Here is a 22,813-nt window from a genome sequence, read left to right on the forward strand (position 1 = left end):
CTAATCTGCATTTTAATCTAAAAAATAACCGATATGGCAACGACCTATTTAGAAGAAAATAATAATTTTGATTTTTCATCTGTGGCTATTCAAAATATAATCACAACCATTGATGACGGTAATTCTTCTCCTCTAGATTTTGCACTCAAAGCCTATTACCATATTCGAGATACTTGGCCGTATAATCCCTATCGCTTCAGTTTAATTGAAAACGATTGGAAAGCATCTGAAATTAGCTCACGCAAATCGGGACATTGTTTGGACAAAGCCATTTTACTCATCAGTGTTTTACGCGGAAGAAACATCCCTGCGCGATTAGGCTTAGCAAAAGTTAAAAATCATATTGCCGTTGAGGAAATTGTCGAAAAATTCGGTAATGATGTCCTCGTGCCCCATGGTTATGTGGAGCTATTTTTAAATGACAAATGGGTAAAGGCAACTCCGGCATTTAATAAAACCTTATGTGAAAAACTTCATGTTTCTCCCCTAGAATTTGATGGCCTAAATGACTCCTTGTTCCAATCTTATGATATGTCGGGCACCATCGAATTCATGGAGTATTTAGAAGATTATGGTACTTTTGATCACGTCCCATTATCCTACATGTTCGATTTGATGAAGAACACTTATCCGCCATTGCAAACCGGTCATTTTAAATTAGGTATGGTCTTAAACCTCCATGACATCTCATGAAGAAAGATAGAGCTGCCACCGAAGAGAAAATTTACGAGAGTTTTTTAAGTCTACTAGAAGAAAAAGGCCCTCAAGCCGTCGGCATTAATGCCATTGCTAAAAAAGCTGGGGTTTCAAAGGAACTGATTTACCGCTATTATGGAGGCTTGCAAGGCCTACTCCTTCAACTTGCAAAAAAAGGCGATTTTTTTAAATCGATGCTCGCACTTCATGATCGGGATTTAGAAACGGTAGAAGATCTTAAAGAATTTGCCAAAGCAGGAACCAAAGAACTTCGTGAAAATAAACTGACGCAAGAAATTTTGCGTTGGCAATTACTCGAAAACAATGAAGCTACCCACAATTTATTTAAATACAGTAATAAAGAAATAGGTAAGATATTCGCCATTTCTGATAAAGACAGTTCACTTAACCACGCCTTTCAACTGATGATTGGCGGTTATGTCTATTTCACCCTGCTCTCAAAATTCAATAAAAAGTTTATCACTATCGATTTAACCTCTCAGGATTCGTGGAATAACTTTGATAAAGCAATTGAAAAAACGATTGATTTATTTAATAAGCAGCCAGGTAAAAAGTAACATTTATCAGTATCAAATTTACCTTCAATAAATTCAGATCACGCCACTTTTCAACCTTAATGTGCTCTATTTTTCGCTATTTTTGCAATCATAAATTCAACCTATGAAAGTTCCTGCAACCATTGCCATCAAATTAAATAAAACAGCTGAAAGAGCAGTGAAACAAGGGCATCCTTGGGTTTTTGAACAAAGCATCGAGAAAGCACCAGAAACCAATGCCTTGGCCGGAAGTTTATGCGTCATCTTCGATCAACGCACGAATAAACCTTTTGCCTTTGGATTGTGGGATCCTGAAGAAATCATCCGTATAAAAATCATTTTTAAAGGTGGTCGCTTGCAATTGAACACCGAATTTTGGAAATCTCAACTTAAAGCAGCGTATTCTAAAAGAGAACTTTTAATTCATAATGGCGTTACGGGCTACAGAGGGATTCATGGCGAGAACGATGATTTCCCTGGTTTAATTTTAGATGTGTATGCTAAAATTGGAGTATTGAAAATCTATTCAGACATCTGGAAACCCTACCTTGAAGTCTTGATTACCGAAATTAAAGCCCAATATGATTTAGAAACCATCGTCATCAGATTCAGCCGAAAAATAGCACAAAACAATACGTTCCCCTATCAAGAAGGCGCTATTATTGGTCAACCGCTGTCTTCCGAAAAAGTAGCTTTTGAAGAATATGGTGTGAAATTCTACGCCTATACGCAATCCGGTCATAAAACAGGATTCTTTTTGGATCAACGCCCGAATCGCTTATGGGTTCAGCAACATGCCAAAGGAAAAAGAGTATTGGACGTGTTTAGTTATGTGGGTGGTTTTGGCATTCATGCCTTAAAAGGAAATGCCAAATCATTGACGTCAATTGACATCAGTCAACATGCGATGGATGTGGCTTCTGAAAACATTGCCCTCAATAAAATCGATGCTTCAAAATGGACACCCATGGCCGCAGATGCCTTTGTGGCCTTGAATGAATTGATCGCGCAAAAAGCGCAATTTGATATGGTGATCATTGACCCCCCGTCATTTGCAAAGCAAGCCAGCGAAGTGGTTAGCGCCTCAAAACAATACGAAAGATTAGCTCGTTTAGGAAAAGAATTGGTGGCTACAAAAGGCACATTAATTTTAGGCTCCTGTTCCAGCCGTATCAGTTTAGAAGACTTCGAAAAGATCCATCAAAATGCAAAAATCACAAGCGCTAACGGTTGGAAGTATTTACACCATACTTTACATGATGATGACCACCCGATCACGTTTCCAGAAAGCAACTATTTGAAGACGATCTTTTATCAAAAGGGATAGATGTAATGTTTTTCTTCATAGTTTTTTAGGATGGTAAGAACAGTTCCCACTCAAAATTTTTCCCGCAGATAGCGCAGATTTTTGATTCTGAAAATCTCTTACATTCGTGAAATGTAAACCTGTATTTTAAGAATTCGCGAAAATTCGTGCAATTCGTGTCAAAAAACTTTGATCCTAACGCAGATTCTGGATTCTGAAAGACTTCTACATTCGTGAAATGTAAAGTTGTATTTTTAAGAGTTCGAGCGAATTCGTGCAATTCGTTTCAAAAAACTTTGAACCTAACGCAAATTCCTGGCTCTGAAAACCTTTTACATTCGTGAAATGTAAAGTTGTATTTTTAAGAGTTCGAGCAAATTCGTGTAATTCGTGTCAAAAAAAACTTAGAAGCTAATGGAAATTTACAGATTCTTGATTCCGAAAACATCTTGCATCCGTGAAAATCCGTGAAATCCTTGTCAAACCTTTTGGACATCAAAAAACCCACACATAACCACTTAAGGCATTACCGTTTTGGTGTATCAGGAAACTGAACTTTATCAGGAGCCGCATTCAACAACGGCAAGGCATATCTCAAAATACGATTGCGTCGTCCCGTAGTATCTATTGGCTCCACTGGATAAGAAATTACAGCTTCCATCCATGCCCTTGTATTTATCCTAAAATAAACCGCGGGTTTCCATTGCTCATAACCTTTACCCGAACGCTGTGGGTAATGTTCCATAAAATCTTTGTGAGCAGCCTCCAACAGACATTTTTCCACAAACTCTAAATCTGTCGTATAAAGCACTTGAATGGCAGTTTCATCCCAAATAAATGGAATTTGCGGGCCGGAATAATTAATAACTTCCTCTCTCAATATCAAACTATTGGGAAAACGAATGATTCTACCGCTCATTCTATCGTTGCCTAAATAATCGCCACTGCACTCTAAAATTGACGTATCCAGATAACTGATTTCAACTACATCCCCGCGAAACCCCTTGACTTGAATACGATCTCCGACTAAATACGACCGTCTAAAAATCAAATAAATCCAAGCAATAAAAGAAGTGATGGGTGCCTGCAATGCAAAACCGACAACCAACGAAAATAATCCAACACTAAGCGCGGCCGCATAAAGACTCTTAAATAAAAAAGAAATAACCACGATTAAATTGAATACAATCGTAAGAAACCTAATAATTCGCAACAGATTATACCGATCGCCTTCACTTCGCGCCTGAGCAGTGACTACTTTTTCAATGATTTTACTGATCATTAAGATTAAGGAAATCAAAAACAAACTGAGGGTCAATTTCTTTAAGAAAGGCGTCAATTTCCCCCACGACTCAAAAAACTCTAAGTCCAACACATAATGTACTGCTATCAATAACACCGCCATGACGATGTAAATTGTAATTGCGTGTTTCTTCTGGTTTTTCATAGCTTTTCCCTTTCTATTTATAATTGCGAAATTAACACATCTTCTTAAATTAATTAGACTTTTTGAATCATTGTTGTCCGATTAAAGTTGCGATGATCTACTAAGAATAGTGATAAATAAAGGTCTTTAAATGTTTTTGATCCTCAATCTCCTACATTTCGAGGTTTTTTGAAAACTATTGCTAAAAAATCATAACACATTCTAATCATGAATTTCACAGCACTTATTTTCAATTACTTACGAGTTTAGTCTTTGTTCTTGGTTCTATTAGCGAAGCGGCGGTTACTGAGCTTGTCGAAGTGTCTTAATTCTTTTCCGGACCATAGTGTTTTTGAATAAGATATAGACAAAAGTCATTATATAGAACGATGACCTTGTCAAGAATTGGTGGGTTTTAGGTTCTCCGTGAATAATTAAACACTGCCTATTATCGATAGTTCAATTACCTTGAAGAGGACAGTCATAAGATTGCCTGATTTGTGAATTGTTTTTTTTGTAATTGCTTGATTAGAAAATGAATGGGTGGCATTTAAAAATAGTCGAACTTATCTTATATTTGATGTATAAAATCCAAAGTGAAATGTTCAGAAGCCTTGACATTTTAGGTTTTTGCTCATCCACTTGACCTGCAACCCACAAAAAACTAAAATTATGTCAGAACAAAAAGTATTCGAAGCCAGTCCTGAAAGTAAGGGCAAAGCAAAACAGTTACGTCTTTTCGCATTTTTGGCCTGGATTATCGCCATTGCTGGACAGATATTCGCCATTTTCAAATTAATCCACGATGAAACCTTGGTTTGGTTAATCGTTGTTATTGTCGCCATCCTTGCCTTATCCATAACGGCGTCAATGCTTTGGAAAAAAGCCAATCGTTTGGATCCTGCTTCTGAACAAAACAAGACCAAGTTTTTTGTTCAAAATCAGCTGGGTGCCATTATGGGCGTGTTAGCATTTTTGCCTTTGGTAATTCTCATCTTTATGAACAAAGATGTTAATGGCAAAACAAAAGGAATTGCAGGTTCAATTGCGGTTGTTGCGCTACTGATTGCTGGTATTTCTGGGGTAGATTTTAATCCGCCATCCATTGAAAAATATACCAAAGAAATCAACGAACAAACCAGCGTTTTAAAAGATCTCAATTTTGATAATGATCATGTCTATTGGACGACTGCCGGAAATAAATACCATATTTTTAAAGACTGTCAACACATTAAAGGAAGAGAAGGCATCTCCGAAGGAACGGTTAAAGAATCATGGGAAAAGAAAGGCATTTCTGAACTTTGCAAAACTTGTGAAAAGAGAGCGCTGAAAATCAAAGGTGTTTCTGAGGAAGCCGTTGTTGATCCCTCTTAAAAGACATAATAGCTTATTATTTTTAGTTTATAAAATACAAGGAATCCGTTTTTGATGACATCGAAAACGGATTTTTTATGACTATAGCTCATCTACTAAATCTATGAATTAAAGCGCCATCGCAATCTAAAAAATGAAGGCTTACTTTTTGAAAAAGCATGATGAATTAACAGATTTAGATAGGACTTACATTTTAAGCTTTGTAATTTATCTGGATTATATGCGATAAAAAGCCTTGTAAATGCCGATCTTTGCGGACTATTAACGCCTTCACAAAAAGACCCCATTATAATGATTATACGAAAAGCAATTTTAGAAGATTCTGACGCGATCGCAACTTATCTGCTGTTAGCCATGGAAGACATTGTCTGCGAATTTATCGGACAAAACGATCCCAAAAAGGCTAAGGAGTTTCTGCTTCATTTTGTACAAAAAGAAAACAATCAATACTCCTATCAGAACTGTTTCGTAGTTGAAGGAGACCATCAAATCATTGCCGCAGTAAACATTTACGACGGTTCCGAATTAAAACGCTTAAGAGCACCGATCATACAATACATTGAAACGCATTTCTCGAAAGTTTTCAATCCTGAGGATGAAACACAGCCCGGCGAATTTTACATAGACTCCTTAGGCGTCAACCCAAATCATCAAGGCAAAGGTATCGGCGCTAAATTATTACAGTTTTTAATCCATTATTATGTGACTCAAAACGATAAAGCCATTGGCCTTCTGGTAGAGGAAAGCAATCCGAATGCTAAACGCTTATATTTAAAACTGGGGTTTGAGCCTGTTGGAGAAAAAATGCTAGTCGGTAACAAATTATTGCATCTTCAGGTCAAACCGAAGTCCATAACGTCATAAGAGGTTAAATCAATTACGACCCTATTTTTAAAAAACCATTCCTCTTTAAAACTGATAATTCGGATATTCTAATCCATAATTATTTATTAATTTAGAAGTCTTAAAACCAAGGCTGCTCCTCACTTTTCATAATAAATAATTCCTCATGATACACACTAGAATTGGAACTCAGGATGACATCAAAGGCATTCTATCGCTTCAAGAAAAGTACCTCTACAGAAATTTAACTGATCAAGAACGAGAAAAAGGATTTGTGACCACGCCTTTTACGATTCCTCAAATTGAAGAAATCATTCAACAAAACGGGATATTTATCGCAGAAAATGAAGACGATGGCATTATTGCCTACGCCTTTGCGGGAAGTTGGAGCTATTTTGAGCAATGGGAAATTTTCATTTTTATGGTCTCTCGTTTTCCACAGTTATCGTTTCATGGCAATCCCATCACAACAGAAAACAGTTTTCAATATGGCCCCGTTTGCATCGATGAACGCTATAGAGGTAGAGGTTTGTTGAATCAAATTTTTGAAGAAATGCGCCTTGAATTCCTTAAAAAGTATCCAATCTCCATAACCTTCATCAATAAAATCAATGTGATTTCTGAAAAGGCACACACTAAAAAATTAGGCTGGGAAATTATCGATGAATTTCAGTTTAATAATAACACGTATATCGGATTAGCGTTTGATATGAAAAATTCTGTATTAACCTAGCGGCGGAGGCTTCATGACAATTTCTAAGTGAAACTTTCATTTGAGTTTATAAAAAAGACAACCGCTTTTCGGAATCCCGTCATAAAACCGTAAATTAAGATTTAACCAAACACAGTAAAGACGAATTACATGTTTAGACATCAAGGCAAAAGAAGAACTTTAAAACACAATCTACGTATTGCCACGATTTTGTCTTTTGTTGCCGGAATCGTGAATGTGACCGGTTTCTTAGCCTTCAGCGAATTGACCACCAACGTCACGGGCCATTTTGCGCTATTTATACGCGATGTTGCGGATTTCAAATTATGGAAAGGCACCATCTATTTTCTGTATATTTTTTCATTTCTATTTGGTTCTTTCTTCTCGAGTTTCCTCATTGAAAAGTATAAAGAAAACAAGAAACTGAATGTTTATGTCATACCAACGGTTATTGAAAGTGTAATTTTAATAGGACTTGCCTTTTTTAGCAATTTCCCTAAAACAGAAAACCCTCAACTCATGGTGTGTTTATTATTATTTGTCATGGGACTACAGAACTCGTTTGTGACCAAAATTTCAGATGCTGTGGTTAGAACAACGCATCTCACGGGTTTATTTACCGATTTAGGCATTGAGATTTCCCAATTATTATTTCCAAAATACCGTCCTAAAAGAGCCCATATAAAATCGAACATAAAACTACGTCTTTATATTATTTGCTTCTTTTTCTTCGGAGGATTGACCGGCGGATTTTTCTATTCCAAATTAGATTGGAAGTTAAACACGCTTCTTCTTGGAGCATTAATTTTATTAATAAGTCTATTTTATGACGATTTCAGACTTCGTTTGATCACGACCAAAAGAAGACACAAGCGCATTATTAAATCCATCTTTAAGTCGCGCAAACATATGTCGACCATAGTTGACGGCAAGAAATAACACACTTTTCATCGCGCTTCAATACTAACAAATCTCCCCGATAGTTCTCGTAATCCAAGTCAAAACGAATTTATTTTATAAAAATTTCTAAAATAAATAAAAAATAATTTTGACAAGAATTCCATTCATCGTAATATTACGATACACAAAATGATCTACTTATGGGCCTATCGAAAACCGAGATATTTACCGATCAACAAAACGAGATTTCACAATTTGCCAAGGCTTTTGGACATCCTGCCCGCGTGGCCATTTTACAGCATTTATTCAAAATGGAGGCCTGCATTTGTGGCGATCTTGTTAATGAAATAGGACTTGCGCAACCTACCATTTCACAACATTTAAAAGCATTGAAAAACCTGGGTTTAATTAAAGGCAGCATTGAAGGCACAACGGTTTGCTATTGCATTGATGTGAAAAATTGGACAAAAATGAAGGCTCTCCTATCGGAATTTCTAAATCAGGACATTTCGTTAAAAGAGGAGTGCTGCTAATAAAATTAAGACACGCTTCGCTTTAAGAATCAAGAATAAAGACTAAAACCGTAAAGGACTGAAAATAGAGACTTTGAAATTTACAACTAGTCTATATTTCTATGTGTTGTGTATTTCTAAAAAAAGACAATATCAATAGAACTGCAATAACGGTAACTGTGAAATATCTGAACACTCTAAAAAGTATAATCTGAATAGAACAAATCGCTATAAAATTAATTACCATGAATAAAGAACAAGAATTAAAGGACATCGTCAAAGAGCGTTATGCTAAAATCGCCGAACAAGGAAAAGCCGAAAATGCCGCCTCATGTTGCGGCGCTACGACACCTTCCAACAAAATTTACAATATTATGATGGATGACTATTCGGAAACGAGTGGTTATAACGCAGAGGCTGATTTAGGTTTAGGCTGCGGACTTCCGACGCAGTTTGCAAAAATTAAAAAAGGGGATACGGTTATCGATTTGGGTTCTGGAGCAGGAAATGACTGCTTTGTTGCACGTCACGAAACAGGTGCTGAAGGCAAAGTTATCGGGATTGATTTCACACCGATCATGATTGAAAAAGCACGTATCAATGCAGAAAAACTAGGCTATAACAACGTCGAGTTTAGAGAAGGCGATATTGATGCGATGCCCGTTAACGATGCTGTTGCCGATGTGATTGTCAGCAATTGTGTGCTGAATCTTGTGCCCAACAAACAAAAAGTGATTGGCGAAATTCATCGGGTTTTAAAACCTGGCGGACATTTTAGTATTTCAGATATTGTATTGGTAGGCGATCTTCCTGATACTTTAAGAAATGATGCTGAAATGTATGCCGGATGTGTGGCAGGCGCGATTCAGAAATCAGAATACCTTCAATTAATCATAGATCAAGGTTTCCAAAACCTAACCATTCAAAAGGAAAAACCGATTACGATTCCTGATGATATCCTTATCAAATATCTTTCACAAGAAGAAACTAATGAGTTCAACAAAGGTGCCACTGGAATTTTCAGCATTACCGTTTATGCCGAAAAAGATGGCATTGCCATAGAAAAATCAAAAGTAAAACTATCGGAACTTTGGAAGAGCACGGATTGTTGTTCGCCATCTACCGGATGTTGCTAAGTAAAATAAATCAATGGACTAAACTGCCTTTGTTTTTAAAACAGACTGAAAGTCTGTTAAATTCGTGAAATTAAAAGTAAATAATTTACGCTAATACTTTCAGGGAACGAGTGAATCCGTGTAAATTCGTGAAATTCGTGTCAAAAAATTTTAGAAGATAAAGTGACATGCACTAAAGTTCATACCAGTGACCAATGCTCTAACGGGATTTCAACTTAATTTGAGATCAATAAATTGCTCAGGAAAGCCAAAATAATAGCTGATCTTAATTCTATATTTTTTGATGCCTGAGCAATTTTCATTTTTAGTATCTTCGTCGTTATGAATACACTCGATATTCGCACCGTTGATGTGGTGCAATATGTTACGCCTTTACGCGAAGGCGGCTCCATGCCCGCTATTGTTAAGGCCAGCGATGGCTTTATGTATGTCCTTAAATTTCGTGGTGCAGGACAAGGAAAAAAAGCACTTATCGCCGAATTTATCGGTGGCGAACTAGCGCGAGCCATCGGACTAAAAGTGCCAGAAGTGGTTTTTATGAACCTTGATGATTCCTTCAGCAAAACGGAACCTGATGAAGAGATTCAGGATTTACTAAAGTTTAGCGTCGGTCTTAATCTTGGTCTGCATTTTTTATCGGGCGCCATCACTTTTGATCCGTTGGTCACAGAAATAGATGGACTTTTGGCTTCTAAAGTAGTTTTGCTAGATAGTATCATCAGTAATATTGACCGCACGCCAAAAAATCCGAACGTCCTTATTTGGAACAAGGAACTTTGGATTATTGACAACGGTGCTAGTTTTTACTTTCATCATAACTGGCCAACTTGGGAAAACCATCTGACCAGAACTTTTCCACTCATAAAAGATCACGTTTTATTAGATCAGGCCACGCAAATATCAGCCGCAGCCAAGCATATTGAATTGACGTTGACCGCTTCTAAAATTGAAGAAATCATCGCGAATATTCCCGAAGATTGGTTAATCCATGAAGGCGATATATTATCTCCAGACGAGATGCGCGCCGCATACACCCAGTATCTGACCACAAAACTTTCAATGATTGACCTATTAGCAAAAGAAGCTCAAGATGCAAGATAAAGTCACTTACGAATATGCAATTATCAGAGTGGTCCCTAAAGTCGAGCGGGAAGAATTCTTTAATGTTGGGGTGCTTCTTTTTTCTAAACGGAAAAAATTCTTGGGCATTAAATATAAGATTGACACCAAAAAGCTTACAGCTTTTTCCGAGGATTTAGATATCACCATGTTGCACAACCATCTCAAAGCTTGGGAACTTGTATGTGACGGTCCTGAAAAAGGCGGAACTATTGGGCAGTTTGAATTATCTGACCGATTTAGATGGCTGGCCGCTTCACGAAGCACGATCATTCAAAGCTCAAAAACCCATCCTGGATTGTGTACAGATCCCGAAGACGAATTGGAAGCGCTTTTCAATACTTTCGTATTATAAATAACGTCGACCTTTTTTGCTTGTTACCTCATTATGAAATACTAAACCACTCATTTTTGTGGCCCTTGGTGTCTCCTTTGTGGAACTTTGTGTCACAGTTTTTCAAATAGCAACAACACGTCTCTCGTCCTATTTCCCGTAGATTTTCACAGATTGTAGATACGCAGATCAGTATATGTTTTTATGGAAGAAGCTTTGAAGTTGAATGAGCGAATTCGTTTTTTTTCGTAAATTTACATTTGAAAAAATCTAAGTTTTCGATCTTAAACCAAAGCTATTCTCTCCTGAAATACTATTTGATGTCACACCATATCTCTAAAAACCTCATCTTTTTCACGCTCGTTCTATTCGCTTTTGCAAACTGCAAAAATCCTTCCGCCAAAAAAGAAGAACGTGTTACTGAAATTCCAGAACATATCTTATTAAAGGAACAACCAAAAGACATTCCAACACCAGAAGGCATGGTTTGGGTGGAGGGCAAAACATTTACACAAGGCGCAAAACCAGGCGACCCGTTTGCATTACCAAGAGAGCAACCGGCACATAAGGTTACTGTGGATGGTTTTTTTATGGATATTACTGAAGTGACCAATAAACAGTTTAAAGCTTTTGTAGATGCCACAAATTATATAACGGTAGCAGAACGTCCCATCGACTGGGAAGACATGAAAAAAGAACTACCAGAAGGCACACCAAAACCAGCCGACAGCATCCTTCAACCCGGAAGTTTAATATTTAACAGGGATGTAAATATAGTTTCGGATATGGACAACTACACGCAATGGTGGTTGTGGAAAATTGGCGCCAATTGGAAACATCCTGAAGGTCCAAAAAGCAATATCGATGGCAAAGATAATTATCCGGTGGTGCACGTGGCTTACGAAGATGCTTTGGCCTTTTGCAAATGGGCGAACCGTCGCTTACCAACCGAAGCCGAATGGGAATCTGCTGCACAAGGAAAAGATACGGAGCACATCTATACTTGGGGTAATGACCCAAGCCTACTAAACGCTTCTGCAAATACTTGGCAAGGAACGTTTCCTGTAAAAAATGAAAGTGTCGATGGTTTTGAGTTAATTGCACCATCAAAATCCTATGCTCCAAACAGTATTGGGCTTTATGATATGCTTGGAAACGTTTGGGAATTGACCAGTGATTGGTTTAACGTGGATTATTACAAACAATTAGACCCTTCAAAACCTTTAATAAATCCGACAGGTGCTGACAAATCTTACAGTCCAGATAATCCTTATCAAAAAGAACACATTATAAAAGGCGGTTCATTTTTGTGCCATGCATCCTACTGCTCGAGTTTTAGAATTTCTGCACGCATGGGCACCAGTTTAGATTCTGGATCTGATCATGTTGGTTTTAGAACGGTGGCGACAGTGGCGATGCTGAGGAAGTAGAATTTAGACCGCTGCGCTCTTAGAATATAGAGGGTAGAAAATAGACTTGTGTCGTAAAGATTTGAACATAGGGCTTAAAATGAAAATTCTTTTTAAATCAGCATGGTTTATTAAGATTTCTAATAAATTACATATAGGGACATCATCAACTTGCGTGGCTAGTTTACCGCTAGGAAAACCTTAATCCCCTAATTAAAACAAAAAACAACCTAAACAATCATATCCTAAAGCACCACAACCCGACAAACCTTCTGGTGCTGAGTTTAAAAACCGACTGAAAGTCTGTTGCATTCGTGAAATCTGTAGCAATTGATTAATGACGAGTTTTCAAGTAGCGAGTGAATTTGTGCAAATTCGTGAAATTCGTGTCAAAATTTTAAATTTAAAGAGACTTACTTTAGAGTATGTGTCGGTATGACAAACGTTCTAGCAGCCTTGTCTGCCTGGAATCAGGAGAGGTTTAAACCTCAATTGAGGCTCATAAATCTCTTGAAAAAGAAAGAGGATTACAACTTAAATTTCAAGTCGTAATCCTCTAACATTATTTATAAATGCCCATAGAAAAGGCCTTTATTAATTTGCTGCTGGTAGTTCGCGGGTTAACCAACCTCTTCTACTCGCTGTTGCTATGGCATAAGGAGTGATCCAAAACAACCCAAAGGTGTATAAAATACTATATGAATATGCCCAAAAAGACTCTGTAAAGCTATAACGTTTTGCATAAAACAATACTGGGAAACTTGACAAAACCAAGATACTAGCAAACGTAGAGACGATGAATAGTACCGGATGCATTATAATAAAGAACAACATAAATACTAAAAACGGATAGCTCATGATGATTTTAGACGATTGACTGATAAACAATAAGCGTATTCCTATTTTAGAGCCTTCTCTAAAATTCGTGAAAACATATTTTGACATTTGAATATTTTCACGCACGTTACTTCTACCCCATCTGATAAACATTTTGTACAAGCCTTTGTAACGCTCAGGCACATTGGTATAACAGTAGGCATTTCTTTGGAAAAGCACATATTTACCTTGTTTCAAAATCATATTGGTCATGGCACGATCTTCTCCAATATCGGAAGGTTGTCCCATAAAGGTTTGATTGATCCAGTCTTCAAGACAAGCGAAAACTGCCGTTCTTTTATAGGCCGCCAAAGCTCCAGGAGTACAAAGTACAGAGTTCAAACTACTTTCTGCAGAACGTACAAATTCAAAACTCAATACAAAACTCACATTCAACATTTTCGGCAATAAAGCTCTTTCATTATTCAGAACGCGAATGTTTCCAGCGACGGCACCACAGTTTTCATTAACTACAAACGGACTCACTAAATTTCTAAGCGTATCCGTTTTTACGACAGAATCACTATCTACAGTCACAAAAACATCTCCTTTACCTAAATGAAATCCACGGTACAGCGCGTGACGTTTTCCTTTGTTTTTGGGTTGCTGATAAATAGATAAACGATCGCCCAATTTTCTTTTAGCTTGCTGCATCCAGTACCAAGTATCATCTTTACTACCATCATCAATGGCTAATATCTCTAATTTTCCTTCTGGATAATCGCTATCAGCTAAACTCATTAAGGTATCCCAAACTTGTTTTCCTTCATTGTAAGCAGGAACGATTACCGTACACGTAGGTAACTCTTCATTAGAAACAGATTTAATCGCTTTATATCTAAAATACAGATATAGATTATAAATGAAGAAAGCCGCCTTAAAGAAAAATAACCCCGTGGCGACAGTTAAAAAGATCAGTCCAAAAGTAGAGTTCACACGCTCTTCTCTGAATTGTGCAAAATCATTTTGTAAATCAAAGACCAAAAACACAGAACCAATCATCAGTATAAACGTACTGATCAAGACGAGTATACCCCATGGATTAATTGATTTTGTTGAATTTAAGCCATTAAAAAAGGAACCTTTTTTTAAAGTCCCGTTGGTTGTTTTACCTGCTACAGAAATTTTTTCCCGTTTTAAAGTTGTCGTTTCAATGTTCATATTTAGATGTATCAATTTATTGTTTTAATTAATCGCTTTCATCTAGTAATTAGCAACACCTGTGCCATCTGTAAAAAGTGTGGTTTTCAGGCTTATTTATAGAGTTGGTAGTTAAAAAGTGTGTAAATTTTACTCATGCCAAGAGATTTTACACACGTATTTACACAGTGTAAAGGTTATTCACACAATTTGCCGGTATCTTCAAAGAGCTGGAAAACGATGGATCAATGACTTTTAACAATAACCATTCAAAAGAATGGAAAAACAAAAAACCGAAGACGAATCTCCGGTTTTTAATATGCATTCAATCCTTATTTTATTCTTTTACTATAAATTCTGAACGTCTGTTCTTGTGATGCTCTTCTTCCGAACAATCAACACCATTATTACAGTTATTGACCAATTCGGTTTCACCCAATCCAACAGCTGATAATCTTGTGGCATCGATTCCGTTTGCTACTAAAGAATTTAAGGTAGATGTGGCACGACGCTGAGACAATGCTTTGTTATAAGCGTCATTACCACGGCTATCCGTATGTGCTCTGATTTGTATTTTTAAATTAGGATACTGATTGAGTGCCGCCAAGAGCTTTTCTAACTCTACTTGAGCGTCTTTTCTAATGTCAGACTTGTCAAAATCAAAATAAATAATCGGAATATTTAAAACTTTGGCCAAATCAGTTCCAGGGACTAAAGCAACCTCATTAAGCTGCAGCTTGAAACTCACTTCTTGATGGGCTAAACCTGATTGGGTCAGCGACTCATCGGCATCGTATTTATCTAAAGATGCTCTCACAAAATACGCTTCAAACTTATTTGTAAACATTCTATATTGACCGTTTTCGTTCGTATTAGCTTCCTTAAACACCTTATTCTCAGAATCAGTTAAAACAACGCTAGCATCCTTGAGAGGCAATCCTGTTTGTTTATCTATAACCGTGCCTTCAATCACAGCCGCATAAACATCAATGATTGGCAAAGTTTCTAAAAACGAATAAATGTTGTCATACACAAACTCCCTTTATAAAATAGCATTCCAATCTATGTGATTACGAAAAAAGAATCCAACTTGATTTAAAAAAACCGACGCCCTTAAATCAAGAGAAAGAATAACAATTTTAGAACAAGTGATTAAAAATCACACTCCAAAAATATCTACATGTCAAATAAGCTATTCAATTACAACTTGTAGAAAAAGAAAAAGCATTCTTCCTAATTCAGTTGAATCAAGAAGAATGCTCTTATTAGTTTTGATATTAAAAGATACTTATAGCATCATTACTCAAACTATCATAAAAATATTATTTACCGTAAAGCACATTGGTATTACCACCTCCCGTTAAACTAATATCAACAGGTGCATTGGTTTTCCAATGGCCACGTGTGAAATCTGGAACATCTATGGAATTAGAGCGGTTAGCTACAGATTGTTCGCTCAAAGGAGTAATGGCACTCCAAAGCGCCGCATCATAAACATCCTGATCTAATGGCAGTCCATTGCGCAAACAATCGATTAAGCGCCAATCCATCATAAAGTCCATGCCGCCATGACCTCCCACTTGTTTGGCCAAGTCGCCCACTCTTTTTACGATTTCTGGCGTGTATTTTTCCTCTACAGCCTTAAATTCTTGATCATTTAACCAAGAATGGCCTTTTCCGATTTTTTCTGAGGGCCACTTTCGAGCGATGGCTTCGGTACCGCTTACCAAATGAATTCGCGAATATGGCCGTGGCGAACTCACATCATGCTGAACCATGATACTTCTACCATTTTTGGTTTTAATCATGGTAGTATTCATATTGCCTCTATAATCAGCATTTTCAAAAGGCTTAAAGAAATCATCTTTGGCTGACAGATCCTTTGCCATTGGTCCCATAGAAAAATCAGCACTTGAAAGCGAGGTTAAATAATCCATTTGATCCCCACGGTTCACATTCATAATTTGACAAATCGGCCCCAAGCCATGAGTCCCATAAAGATTCCCATTGCGGCCAATATTTTCTTTTAAACGCCACATATCCTGAAAGGCATTTTTATTAAAATTCAGATCTACCAGATCATGGATATACGCCCCTTCCCCATGGACGATATCGCCAAAATAACCTTGTCGAGCCATATTTAAAGTAAGCAACTCAAAAAAGTCATAGCAACAGTTTTCGAGCATCATACAATGCATTTTCGTCTTTTCAGAGGTTTCCACCAATTCCCAGCACTCATCGATGGTTTTGGCTGCAGGTACCTCAACCGCCGTGTGTCGACCAGCGTTCATGGCATAAACCGCCATGGGTACGTGTAAATCCCAAGGGGTAGCGATATAAATCAGATCCAAATCTTCCGTATCGATCATCTCTTTCCAAGCATTTTCGGTACCGCTATAAATTTTAGGATTGTGTGAGGTACCGTCCAATAATTTCTTGGCACTTTCAGCTTGTTTCGGTCTTAAGTCACATAAAGCTTTTATTTCAACTCCTTCAATGTAGCTCATGCGTTTAACTGCTCCAGGACCGCGCATCCCCAAACCTATAAAACCAATTTTAACGGTTTCTATTTTAGGTGCTGCGTAACCTGACATGTTAAAACGAGACACGCCTCTATTAGGTGGTGTCAAAATATTTACGGCAGGACCGCAACTTACCAGTCCGCCGGCAGCCATTCCAAGCCCGGCTAATCCCGTCAGTTTTAAAAAACTTCTTCTGTTATTCGACTCGCTCATTGTATTATATATTAGATTTCTATTCTTATTATATCTCTTTAAAATGCTCAAATTTCCTATGATTTTGCAGCATATTGGTCACTCCAATAAAAATCGCATCAATCCTATCAATATCTGAAGCGCTAAATATATTAAGTTTATTAAAGACTTCAAGAGCGTTTCACTTTAAGAAATATGAATAGGACAGCATGATCATTCAAAACCACCCTATGGCCATGAAGTTTAATGAGTTCAAAGCAATTTAAAAATATGTTAAAAATTAAAATGCCTCTAAAAACATGGCGCTCTCAGAGGCATTCTATATATTAAACCAAATATCACAACTTATTCCAAGTGTCGTTCAGCATATTTATATCTGGTAACATTTTGTTTGGATCCAAAACAACACGTTGAATTTCCTTTTTAGTTTTCAAAAGATGGCTCCAGCTATTGCCACGCTGCCAGATTTCTACTGGAAGCGATATATTTTCGGTCGTGTTATCTGTATAAATCACTTGAAGCTGTACCGGCATTGGGATTTGCCCGTCATTTTCAACAGTTATAAGATAATTCCCTTGATAAGGCTCTACCGAAGAAATGCCTAAATCAATATTTCCATTTCCATAAAACCAACCTCTCCAAAAATAGGATAAATCTTCTCCAGTCGCATTTTCGATATGGTTAAAAAAGTCGTTTGGCTGCGGATGTTTATAGGCCCAATGACGGATATAACTTTTAAATGCATAATCAAAACGCTCAGGCCCCAAGATGTATTCGCGAAGCATAAAAAGACCAGCTGCAGGTTTGTAATAGGCGGTATAGCCCAAGTTTCGTGCATTGGCCACTTCTGGAGACGTATTAATGCCTTCACGGTTTTCAAAAGTGAGGTATCTTACTAAAGTACGAGGCTTATCTGTTGTACTCGGATATTCACCATTATTGAAAGCTACGGTACTAGAATGGTTGATGAACGTATTAAACCCTTCATCCATCCATGGGTAACGGCGCTCGTTATTTCCAACGATCATAGGAAACCAGTTATGCCCAAATTCGTGGTCAGTAACGCCCCATAAGTCTTCACCCACGCTTTTATAATGACAAAAACTAACGCCAGGATATTCCATTCCCCCAACATTAGCTGCAACATTTATGGCGTTGTGATAGGGATAAGGAAAATAAGTTTTAGAATAAAATTCAACAGACGCTTTCGTATATTCGGTGGAACGCGCCCAAGCGCCCTTGCCGTCACTTTCCTTAGGATAAACTGATTGTGCCAACCCTGTTTTTCCATCGCCTAAATTCATGCGCGCAGCATCCCAAATGAAGGCTTTTGAAGCAGCCCAGGCCACATCCCGTGTGTTTTCCATTTTAAAATGCCAGGTCAATGTTCCACTCGTTTTAGCTTGTGCGAGGGGCTTTCCTACTTCATTAGCCTTGATGATATAAACAGTTTTATCACTTTTTTCAGCTTGCGCCAATCGCTCTTGTTGTGTTTTGGTCAACACTTCCTTTGGATTTTGTAATATTCCTGAACAAACAACCGTTTGATTTGCTGCTGCCGTAATTTTCACATCAAAATTGCCATATTCACAATAAAACTCACCAGCACCTAAATAAGGCTCGGTATTCCAACCGACCACATCGTCAAACACCGCCACACGTGGATACCATTGGGCGATGGCGTAAATTGTTCCGCCTTCAGTTTCCAATCGTCCCATACGATCCATCCCTTCGACGGGAACCTTAAATTTGAAATTCATTTTTATGGTCACTTCGCCTCCTTTGGCTGCTAATGGTTTATCCAAGAAAAGCTGCATTCTGGTATCGTTTACCAAATATTTTGAAGATGTTCCTGTTTTTGTGACTGCAGAAACATTCGACAATTCAAAACCGCCTTCCACATCGCCATTGTAACGATTCCCCAAAACCGGCGTAGTTAATGTGCCGCGAGAGGTTTCGGTAAAACGATCCTGTTCCAAATACAACCAGATAAAGTCCAAGGTTTCTGGGCTGTTATTAATGTAACGAATGGTAACACTACCAGCAACGGTATGATTTTTTTCATCTAAAGTCACTTCCAAATTATAATCGGCAGCATTCTGCCAATACTCTGGACCTGGCTTTCCGGAAGCCGTGCGATAAACGTTCCCTTGTCGATACGATATATCGTCAAAAAGATGTTGATTTCCATAATTTGCTTCCTGAGCAAAAACTGAAAAGGAAAAAACGAAAGCCAACATTGCGAGTAAGGCGTTGCTCTTAAAGTATGTCATGTATTAAATTTTAAAATAGAATTTGATAGCGAAGATACTAATTTGAGGGCAAGTATATTAAAGTTATCTGTTAGAAGTTTACTATCTGATCAAACCTTCACAAGGTTCAAATACGTCCATTTTATGATATGATTAGCAGAATCTTCCTAAAACCTTAATGCTGATAACACCGCCCATTACCGCTTTTAGTCATTCGTTTGCAACGTGCTCCTAATTTTGTTTTCCCAATGCATTGGGTAGAAGTTGAATTTGTAGATGCTTTTGGATCAACAGTCGATTTATTGGAAGTGGACATGATGCCTAAGCTATTGCCCTTGACATTCGGCTTGCATACCGAGCACGCTGTGTATCTCAGCTCTAAAACCTTATCAAAAGCGATTTCATTTTTAGAGTTCTTAAGATAATGACAGGTACTTTTATGATATTTCTCTCCTGTAGTGGTCACATATACGCTTTGCGCAGACAGGTTAACAGCAAAGAACATGAGATTAATAAAAAGAAAGAATTTTATCAATTTCATTTAACCACTGCTTTTTTCTTCATTTGGGAGTCACGCCATTCCCAAGGCGCTATTGGATTCGAATCTTGCCAAAGTCCGATTTTAGATTTCCGGGCCTTATCCTCCATCTGCTGCAAGGTTTTATCTTTTGAATACTGCACATAATGCCACGCCCAACCATTTTTGACCAATTCATGACATAAACTTAAATTATCATCATAAATGACATTAGCGATATAGCGTTTGTATCGGTCTTTGGATTGAACCTTGATAGTTACGGTTTTTCCAAAGATGGCTTTGGAAGTAAACGCTGTGGCCTTTGTAGAAAACGCCTGCTTTTTTTCTGGACAGTCAATATTTGCCAATCGCACTTTTATCAGTGTTGAATCTGCTGTAAGGAGCTTGAAGGTATCGCCATCCATAATGCCCACTACTTTTCCTGTAAAGGGTTGGGAAAAACAACTAAGTGAAATAAAAAATAATAAAACAAATACTCGCATGAAGGTTTAAACTTTGGGGCTTATTTAGAAGGCCAAGATAGCGTTTTTATAAGATTGGGGTTTTACAAAAAAGACAATGGTACTAATTGATGCAACATGCCAAGTAACACCACATTCGATGGTTGGCAGGAAATGCCGTGGATGTTTTTAGAAAGAGCTACTGTTTTTCCTTGATTATTAAACATAAAAAAAACATGCAGTTTACCGCATGGCCTTATCTTTATTCAAACTTCCCTCGATTCAACTCAGCCGGTATCAAAAACATCGTAATGTTTACCATTATTTTATCACTTTCAAAACCTCACTCATTATATTTGCAATCAAACTAACATTCCAAATGCTGAAAAAAATACGAATCGACTCCTTTGTCATCGCGATAGTTATTAGTATTCTCCTTGCTTATTTATTCCCACAATTGGGCGCCTCCAATAGTCCCGTGCCCATGAATTTGATCAGTAGTCTGGGCATTTCGTTCATCTTTTTTTTCTACGGACTGAGTTTAAGTTCGCAAGCCTTGAGAGACGGACTTAAAAACTGGAAGCTTCATGCGTCGGTTCAAGGGTCTACTTTTTTATTATTTCCACTACTTATTTTACCGTTCTTCCCTTTAGTGAAAGACACTTCTTATGAAATTTTGTGGTTGGCCTTTTTATTTATGGCGGCTTTGCCCTCTACCGTTTCATCCTCGGTGGTCATGGTATCTATGGCAAAAGGCAACTTACCTGGAGCCATCTTTAATGCCAGTATTTCAGGGATTATCGGCATCATCCTCACCCCGATTTGGCTATTGCCGTTTATAAAACAAACCGATGTTGCCTTCGACTTTTCTGCCATTTATTTACAACTGATAACCGAGATTGTGATTCCGTTAGCATTAGGATTATTGCTACGAAAGTTTCTTGCAGCATGGGCTATGAAACACAAACGTACCTTGAATAAATTTGACAAATTCATCATTTTACTGATCATTTATAAGAGCTTTGTACACTCATTTGAAGACAGAATTTTCAGCAGCGTGAGCCTCCTTGAAATGCTGGTCATGGTCGCCTTGGTTGTCGTGTTATTTGTTGTGGTATATGCTCTGACAGGCTGGATCGGAAAAGTATTAAAATTCAATCATGCCGATCAAATCACGAATCAGTTTTGTGGCACCAAAAAATCATTGGTGCATGGCACTGTTTTTTCCGAAGCCTTATTTGGCCAAACCAACATTGTCGGTATTATTTTATTGCCGTTGATGATATATCACGCCCTTCAGATTTTAATTATAAGTGTGATTGCTACAAAAAAAGGAAAGGAACTGATGGAAATTGAGGAGTTGATTTAAGATCACGGAATTTCCAATATATAAAATACAGTGTTACTTGGTAGTGATTTTTATTTTTCAAGCGCTTCTACGCTTAAAACAAACCTTTATAATCTTGCACAATACGCTCTAAACCAAAAATCAACGACTTTGAAAACACGGGGCCTTTAACTATATTAGAGATCACTTAAAAACTAAACTCATGAATTCAATAAAAATCATCGGTGCCATTTTAATCCTTGTCAGTATAGGCTTTGGATATCTCGGCTTCAATAAGGTTGCCGACAACACTGCAGAAGTAAAATTTTTAGGATTAAAAATCGACGCTTCAAACGAATCTGGAAAACAACAAGGGTATATTTATTTAGGACTGGCAGCCATCCTTTTAGCAGGAGGAATTTATACCATCAACAAGTCTAAAAAATAAACCTTTGGCGGTATATTAAATAGAAAAAGGTCGTTCGAAAATTAATTTCAAACGACCGCCTTAATTTCTATAAAGTAAGCTTCTTATTATTTCTTAGACATCAATACCGTATCAATAACATAAATGATACCATTTGAAGCGGGAACGTTAGCTAAAACCACTTGTGCTTTTTTACCAGATCCATCTTTGATCACAAATTTATCGCCATTCATTGAAGCCGTCAATTCATCCCCTTTTACAGTTTTAAAGGTATACGATCCGTTTCCACCTTTAATGTCAGCCATCAATTTATCTGAGGTAATAATTCCAGGAACCACATGATAGGTCAACACATCGGTTAACATTTTCTTGTTTTCTGGCTTCATCAAATCATCTCTTGTTTTTTGAGGCAATTTCTCAAAAGCTTGATTGGAAGGTGCAAACACCGTGTATTCTCCTGGTTCAGACAACATGGTCGCCAAGTCGGCCGCTTTTAAAGCACTCACCAAAGTTGACAGATCCTTATCAGCCATGGCTTTACCAGCAATACTGTTTGCTTGCGCTTCTTCTTTGAGCTTGGTTGCCTTAGCTTCTTGAGCTTTCATTTCATTTTGAGCTTTTTCAGCATTTTCCATTTCAATACGCTCGTTTTCCATTTTAATTTGTTGCTCTTTCTTTTTACCATCTTCACAAGAGGACATAAAAACAAAAGCTGTCAATGCAACTGCAAGAATTAGATTAGTTTTTCTAATAGCCATAATATCATTATTTATTG

General features: G+C 37.5%; 22 protein-coding genes. 14 read left to right on the forward strand and 8 right to left on the reverse strand.

Features of this window, described 5'->3' with window-relative positions; genetic code table 11:
• Nucleotides 1-33 precede the first annotated feature (33 nt).
• The 3 genes from ACOH2D_RS02815 to ACOH2D_RS02825 all read left to right on the forward strand — a co-directional run bounded on the left by ACOH2D_RS02815 (nucleotide 34) and on the right by ACOH2D_RS02825 (nucleotide 2,580).
• A complete protein-coding gene (locus tag ACOH2D_RS02815) occupies nucleotides 34-693 on the forward strand; it encodes a transglutaminase-like domain-containing protein (RefSeq protein ID WP_348036265.1) in 660 nt (219 codons plus the stop codon).
• A complete protein-coding gene (locus tag ACOH2D_RS02820; protein WP_348036266.1) occupies nucleotides 690-1,274 on the forward strand; it encodes a TetR/AcrR family transcriptional regulator in 585 nt (194 codons plus the stop codon). The genes ACOH2D_RS02815 and ACOH2D_RS02820 overlap by 4 nt, the downstream gene beginning before the upstream one ends.
• Nucleotides 1,275-1,377: 103 nt before the next feature.
• Complete coding sequence (locus tag ACOH2D_RS02825) at nucleotides 1,378-2,580, forward strand: class I SAM-dependent rRNA methyltransferase (RefSeq protein WP_348036267.1); 1,203 nt, start codon at nucleotides 1,378-1,380, stop codon at nucleotides 2,578-2,580.
• 505 nt (nucleotides 2,581-3,085) lie between these two features.
• Here ACOH2D_RS02825 and ACOH2D_RS02830 read toward each other — a convergent pair.
• Nucleotides 3,086-4,006, reverse strand: a complete 921-nt coding sequence (locus ACOH2D_RS02830) for a mechanosensitive ion channel family protein (RefSeq protein WP_449534303.1) — start codon at nucleotides 4,004-4,006, stop codon at nucleotides 3,086-3,088.
• A gap of 651 nt (nucleotides 4,007-4,657) precedes the next feature.
• On the opposite strand from ACOH2D_RS02830, the gene ACOH2D_RS02835 reads away from it, so the two are divergent.
• From ACOH2D_RS02835 to ACOH2D_RS02875, 9 genes are all read left to right on the forward strand, one after another.
• Complete coding sequence (locus ACOH2D_RS02835; protein WP_348036269.1) at nucleotides 4,658-5,359, forward strand: hypothetical protein; 702 nt, start codon at nucleotides 4,658-4,660, stop codon at nucleotides 5,357-5,359.
• Nucleotides 5,360-5,650: 291 nt separating this feature from the next.
• On the forward strand, nucleotides 5,651-6,223 hold the full coding sequence (locus ACOH2D_RS02840; protein ID WP_449534304.1) for a GNAT family N-acetyltransferase: 573 nt from the start codon (nucleotides 5,651-5,653) through the stop codon (nucleotides 6,221-6,223).
• Between the two features lie 145 nt (nucleotides 6,224-6,368).
• The gene (locus tag ACOH2D_RS02845; RefSeq protein ID WP_449534305.1) at nucleotides 6,369-6,935 is read left to right on the forward strand and encodes a GNAT family N-acetyltransferase; all 567 of its coding nucleotides are present in this window, start codon (nucleotides 6,369-6,371) and stop codon (nucleotides 6,933-6,935) included.
• A 129-nt stretch (nucleotides 6,936-7,064) separates the two neighbouring features.
• A complete protein-coding gene (locus ACOH2D_RS02850) occupies nucleotides 7,065-7,853 on the forward strand; it encodes a YoaK family protein (protein ID WP_449534306.1) in 789 nt (262 codons plus the stop codon).
• A 161-nt stretch (nucleotides 7,854-8,014) separates the two neighbouring features.
• Nucleotides 8,015-8,347 (forward strand): ArsR/SmtB family transcription factor, encoded by a 333-nt coding sequence (locus ACOH2D_RS02855; protein ID WP_348036273.1) that lies wholly within the window; start codon nucleotides 8,015-8,017, stop codon nucleotides 8,345-8,347.
• A 224-nt stretch (nucleotides 8,348-8,571) separates the two neighbouring features.
• The gene (locus ACOH2D_RS02860) at nucleotides 8,572-9,462 is read left to right on the forward strand and encodes an arsenite methyltransferase (protein ID WP_449534307.1); all 891 of its coding nucleotides are present in this window, start codon (nucleotides 8,572-8,574) and stop codon (nucleotides 9,460-9,462) included.
• Nucleotides 9,463-9,783: 321 nt separating this feature from the next.
• Nucleotides 9,784-10,563, forward strand: coding sequence for a HipA family kinase (locus ACOH2D_RS02865; RefSeq protein WP_449534308.1), 780 nt, complete (start codon nucleotides 9,784-9,786; stop codon nucleotides 10,561-10,563).
• The gene (locus ACOH2D_RS02870; protein WP_348036276.1) at nucleotides 10,553-10,936 is read left to right on the forward strand and encodes a DUF3037 domain-containing protein; all 384 of its coding nucleotides are present in this window, start codon (nucleotides 10,553-10,555) and stop codon (nucleotides 10,934-10,936) included. Before ACOH2D_RS02865 ends, ACOH2D_RS02870 begins: the two co-directional genes overlap by 11 nt.
• Before the next feature lie 299 nt (nucleotides 10,937-11,235).
• Nucleotides 11,236-12,345 carry a formylglycine-generating enzyme family protein gene (locus ACOH2D_RS02875; protein ID WP_348036278.1) on the forward strand — a complete coding sequence of 370 codons (1,110 nt, stop codon included), beginning with the start codon at nucleotides 11,236-11,238 and terminating at the stop codon, nucleotides 12,343-12,345.
• A gap of 573 nt (nucleotides 12,346-12,918) precedes the next feature.
• On the opposite strand, the gene ACOH2D_RS02880 is transcribed toward ACOH2D_RS02875, so the two are convergent.
• The 6 genes from ACOH2D_RS02880 to ACOH2D_RS02905 form a co-directional block, all read right to left on the reverse strand.
• Nucleotides 12,919-14,361, reverse strand: a complete 1,443-nt coding sequence (locus ACOH2D_RS02880; RefSeq protein ID WP_348036287.1) for a glycosyltransferase family 2 protein — start codon at nucleotides 14,359-14,361, stop codon at nucleotides 12,919-12,921.
• Nucleotides 14,362-14,677: 316 nt separating this feature from the next.
• Complete coding sequence (locus tag ACOH2D_RS02885) at nucleotides 14,678-15,373, reverse strand: OmpA family protein (RefSeq protein WP_449534309.1); 696 nt, start codon at nucleotides 15,371-15,373, stop codon at nucleotides 14,678-14,680.
• 289 nt (nucleotides 15,374-15,662) lie between these two features.
• Nucleotides 15,663-17,075, reverse strand: coding sequence for a Gfo/Idh/MocA family oxidoreductase (locus ACOH2D_RS02890; RefSeq protein WP_348036280.1), 1,413 nt, complete (start codon nucleotides 17,073-17,075; stop codon nucleotides 15,663-15,665).
• 317 nt (nucleotides 17,076-17,392) lie between these two features.
• Nucleotides 17,393-19,327 (reverse strand): M1 family metallopeptidase, encoded by a 1,935-nt coding sequence (locus tag ACOH2D_RS02895; protein WP_449534310.1) that lies wholly within the window; start codon nucleotides 19,325-19,327, stop codon nucleotides 17,393-17,395.
• Between the two features lie 154 nt (nucleotides 19,328-19,481).
• Nucleotides 19,482-19,847, reverse strand: coding sequence for a hypothetical protein (locus tag ACOH2D_RS02900; RefSeq protein ID WP_449534311.1), 366 nt, complete (start codon nucleotides 19,845-19,847; stop codon nucleotides 19,482-19,484).
• Entirely contained in the window at nucleotides 19,844-20,326 is a 483-nt protein-coding gene (locus ACOH2D_RS02905; RefSeq protein ID WP_348036283.1) for a thermonuclease family protein, read from the reverse strand. Before ACOH2D_RS02905 ends, ACOH2D_RS02900 begins: the two co-directional genes overlap by 4 nt.
• Before the next feature lie 337 nt (nucleotides 20,327-20,663).
• Here ACOH2D_RS02905 and ACOH2D_RS02910 point away from each other — a divergent pair, with 337 nt between their 5' ends.
• Both ACOH2D_RS02910 and ACOH2D_RS02915 read left to right on the forward strand, forming a co-directional pair.
• Nucleotides 20,664-21,653 carry a bile acid:sodium symporter gene (locus ACOH2D_RS02910; protein ID WP_348036284.1) on the forward strand — a complete coding sequence of 330 codons (990 nt, stop codon included), beginning with the start codon at nucleotides 20,664-20,666 and terminating at the stop codon, nucleotides 21,651-21,653.
• Nucleotides 21,654-21,834: 181 nt separating this feature from the next.
• Entirely contained in the window at nucleotides 21,835-22,059 is a 225-nt protein-coding gene (locus tag ACOH2D_RS02915; protein ID WP_348036285.1) for a hypothetical protein, read from the forward strand.
• 86 nt (nucleotides 22,060-22,145) lie between these two features.
• Here ACOH2D_RS02915 and ACOH2D_RS02920 read toward each other — a convergent pair whose 3' ends face one another.
• The gene (locus tag ACOH2D_RS02920) at nucleotides 22,146-22,796 is read right to left on the reverse strand and encodes a fasciclin domain-containing protein (protein WP_348036286.1); all 651 of its coding nucleotides are present in this window, start codon (nucleotides 22,794-22,796) and stop codon (nucleotides 22,146-22,148) included.
• Between the last annotated feature and the right edge of the window lie 17 nt (nucleotides 22,797-22,813).

Source organism: Gelidibacter sp., assembly GCF_053579655.1.

What these genes read in the sequence shown, in the direction of transcription:
- ACOH2D_RS02815 (WP_348036265.1), top strand. Translation starts at nt 34, where the DNA reads ATGGCAACGACCTATTTAGAAGAAAATAATAATTTTGATTTTTCATCT.
- ACOH2D_RS02820 (WP_348036266.1), top strand. Translation starts at nt 690, where the DNA reads ATGAAGAAAGATAGAGCTGCCACCGAAGAGAAAATTTACGAGAGTTTT.
- ACOH2D_RS02825 (WP_348036267.1), top strand. Translation starts at nt 1,378, where the DNA reads ATGAAAGTTCCTGCAACCATTGCCATCAAATTAAATAAAACAGCTGAA.
- ACOH2D_RS02830 (WP_449534303.1), bottom strand. Translation starts at nt 4,006, where the DNA reads ATGAAAAACCAGAAGAAACACGCAATTACAATTTACATCGTCATGGCG.
- ACOH2D_RS02835 (WP_348036269.1), top strand. Translation starts at nt 4,658, where the DNA reads ATGTCAGAACAAAAAGTATTCGAAGCCAGTCCTGAAAGTAAGGGCAAA.
- ACOH2D_RS02840 (WP_449534304.1), top strand. Translation starts at nt 5,651, where the DNA reads ATGATTATACGAAAAGCAATTTTAGAAGATTCTGACGCGATCGCAACT.
- ACOH2D_RS02845 (WP_449534305.1), top strand. Translation starts at nt 6,369, where the DNA reads ATGATACACACTAGAATTGGAACTCAGGATGACATCAAAGGCATTCTA.
- ACOH2D_RS02850 (WP_449534306.1), top strand. Translation starts at nt 7,065, where the DNA reads ATGTTTAGACATCAAGGCAAAAGAAGAACTTTAAAACACAATCTACGT.
- ACOH2D_RS02855 (WP_348036273.1), top strand. Translation starts at nt 8,015, where the DNA reads ATGGGCCTATCGAAAACCGAGATATTTACCGATCAACAAAACGAGATT.
- ACOH2D_RS02860 (WP_449534307.1), top strand. Translation starts at nt 8,572, where the DNA reads ATGAATAAAGAACAAGAATTAAAGGACATCGTCAAAGAGCGTTATGCT.
- ACOH2D_RS02865 (WP_449534308.1), top strand. Translation starts at nt 9,784, where the DNA reads ATGAATACACTCGATATTCGCACCGTTGATGTGGTGCAATATGTTACG.
- ACOH2D_RS02870 (WP_348036276.1), top strand. Translation starts at nt 10,553, where the DNA reads ATGCAAGATAAAGTCACTTACGAATATGCAATTATCAGAGTGGTCCCT.
- ACOH2D_RS02875 (WP_348036278.1), top strand. Translation starts at nt 11,236, where the DNA reads ATGTCACACCATATCTCTAAAAACCTCATCTTTTTCACGCTCGTTCTA.
- ACOH2D_RS02880 (WP_348036287.1), bottom strand. Translation starts at nt 14,361, where the DNA reads ATGAACATTGAAACGACAACTTTAAAACGGGAAAAAATTTCTGTAGCA.
- ACOH2D_RS02890 (WP_348036280.1), bottom strand. Translation starts at nt 17,075, where the DNA reads ATGAGCGAGTCGAATAACAGAAGAAGTTTTTTAAAACTGACGGGATTA.
- ACOH2D_RS02895 (WP_449534310.1), bottom strand. Translation starts at nt 19,327, where the DNA reads ATGACATACTTTAAGAGCAACGCCTTACTCGCAATGTTGGCTTTCGTT.
- ACOH2D_RS02900 (WP_449534311.1), bottom strand. Translation starts at nt 19,847, where the DNA reads ATGAAATTGATAAAATTCTTTCTTTTTATTAATCTCATGTTCTTTGCT.
- ACOH2D_RS02905 (WP_348036283.1), bottom strand. Translation starts at nt 20,326, where the DNA reads ATGCGAGTATTTGTTTTATTATTTTTTATTTCACTTAGTTGTTTTTCC.
- ACOH2D_RS02910 (WP_348036284.1), top strand. Translation starts at nt 20,664, where the DNA reads ATGCTGAAAAAAATACGAATCGACTCCTTTGTCATCGCGATAGTTATT.
- ACOH2D_RS02915 (WP_348036285.1), top strand. Translation starts at nt 21,835, where the DNA reads ATGAATTCAATAAAAATCATCGGTGCCATTTTAATCCTTGTCAGTATA.
- ACOH2D_RS02920 (WP_348036286.1), bottom strand. Translation starts at nt 22,796, where the DNA reads ATGGCTATTAGAAAAACTAATCTAATTCTTGCAGTTGCATTGACAGCT.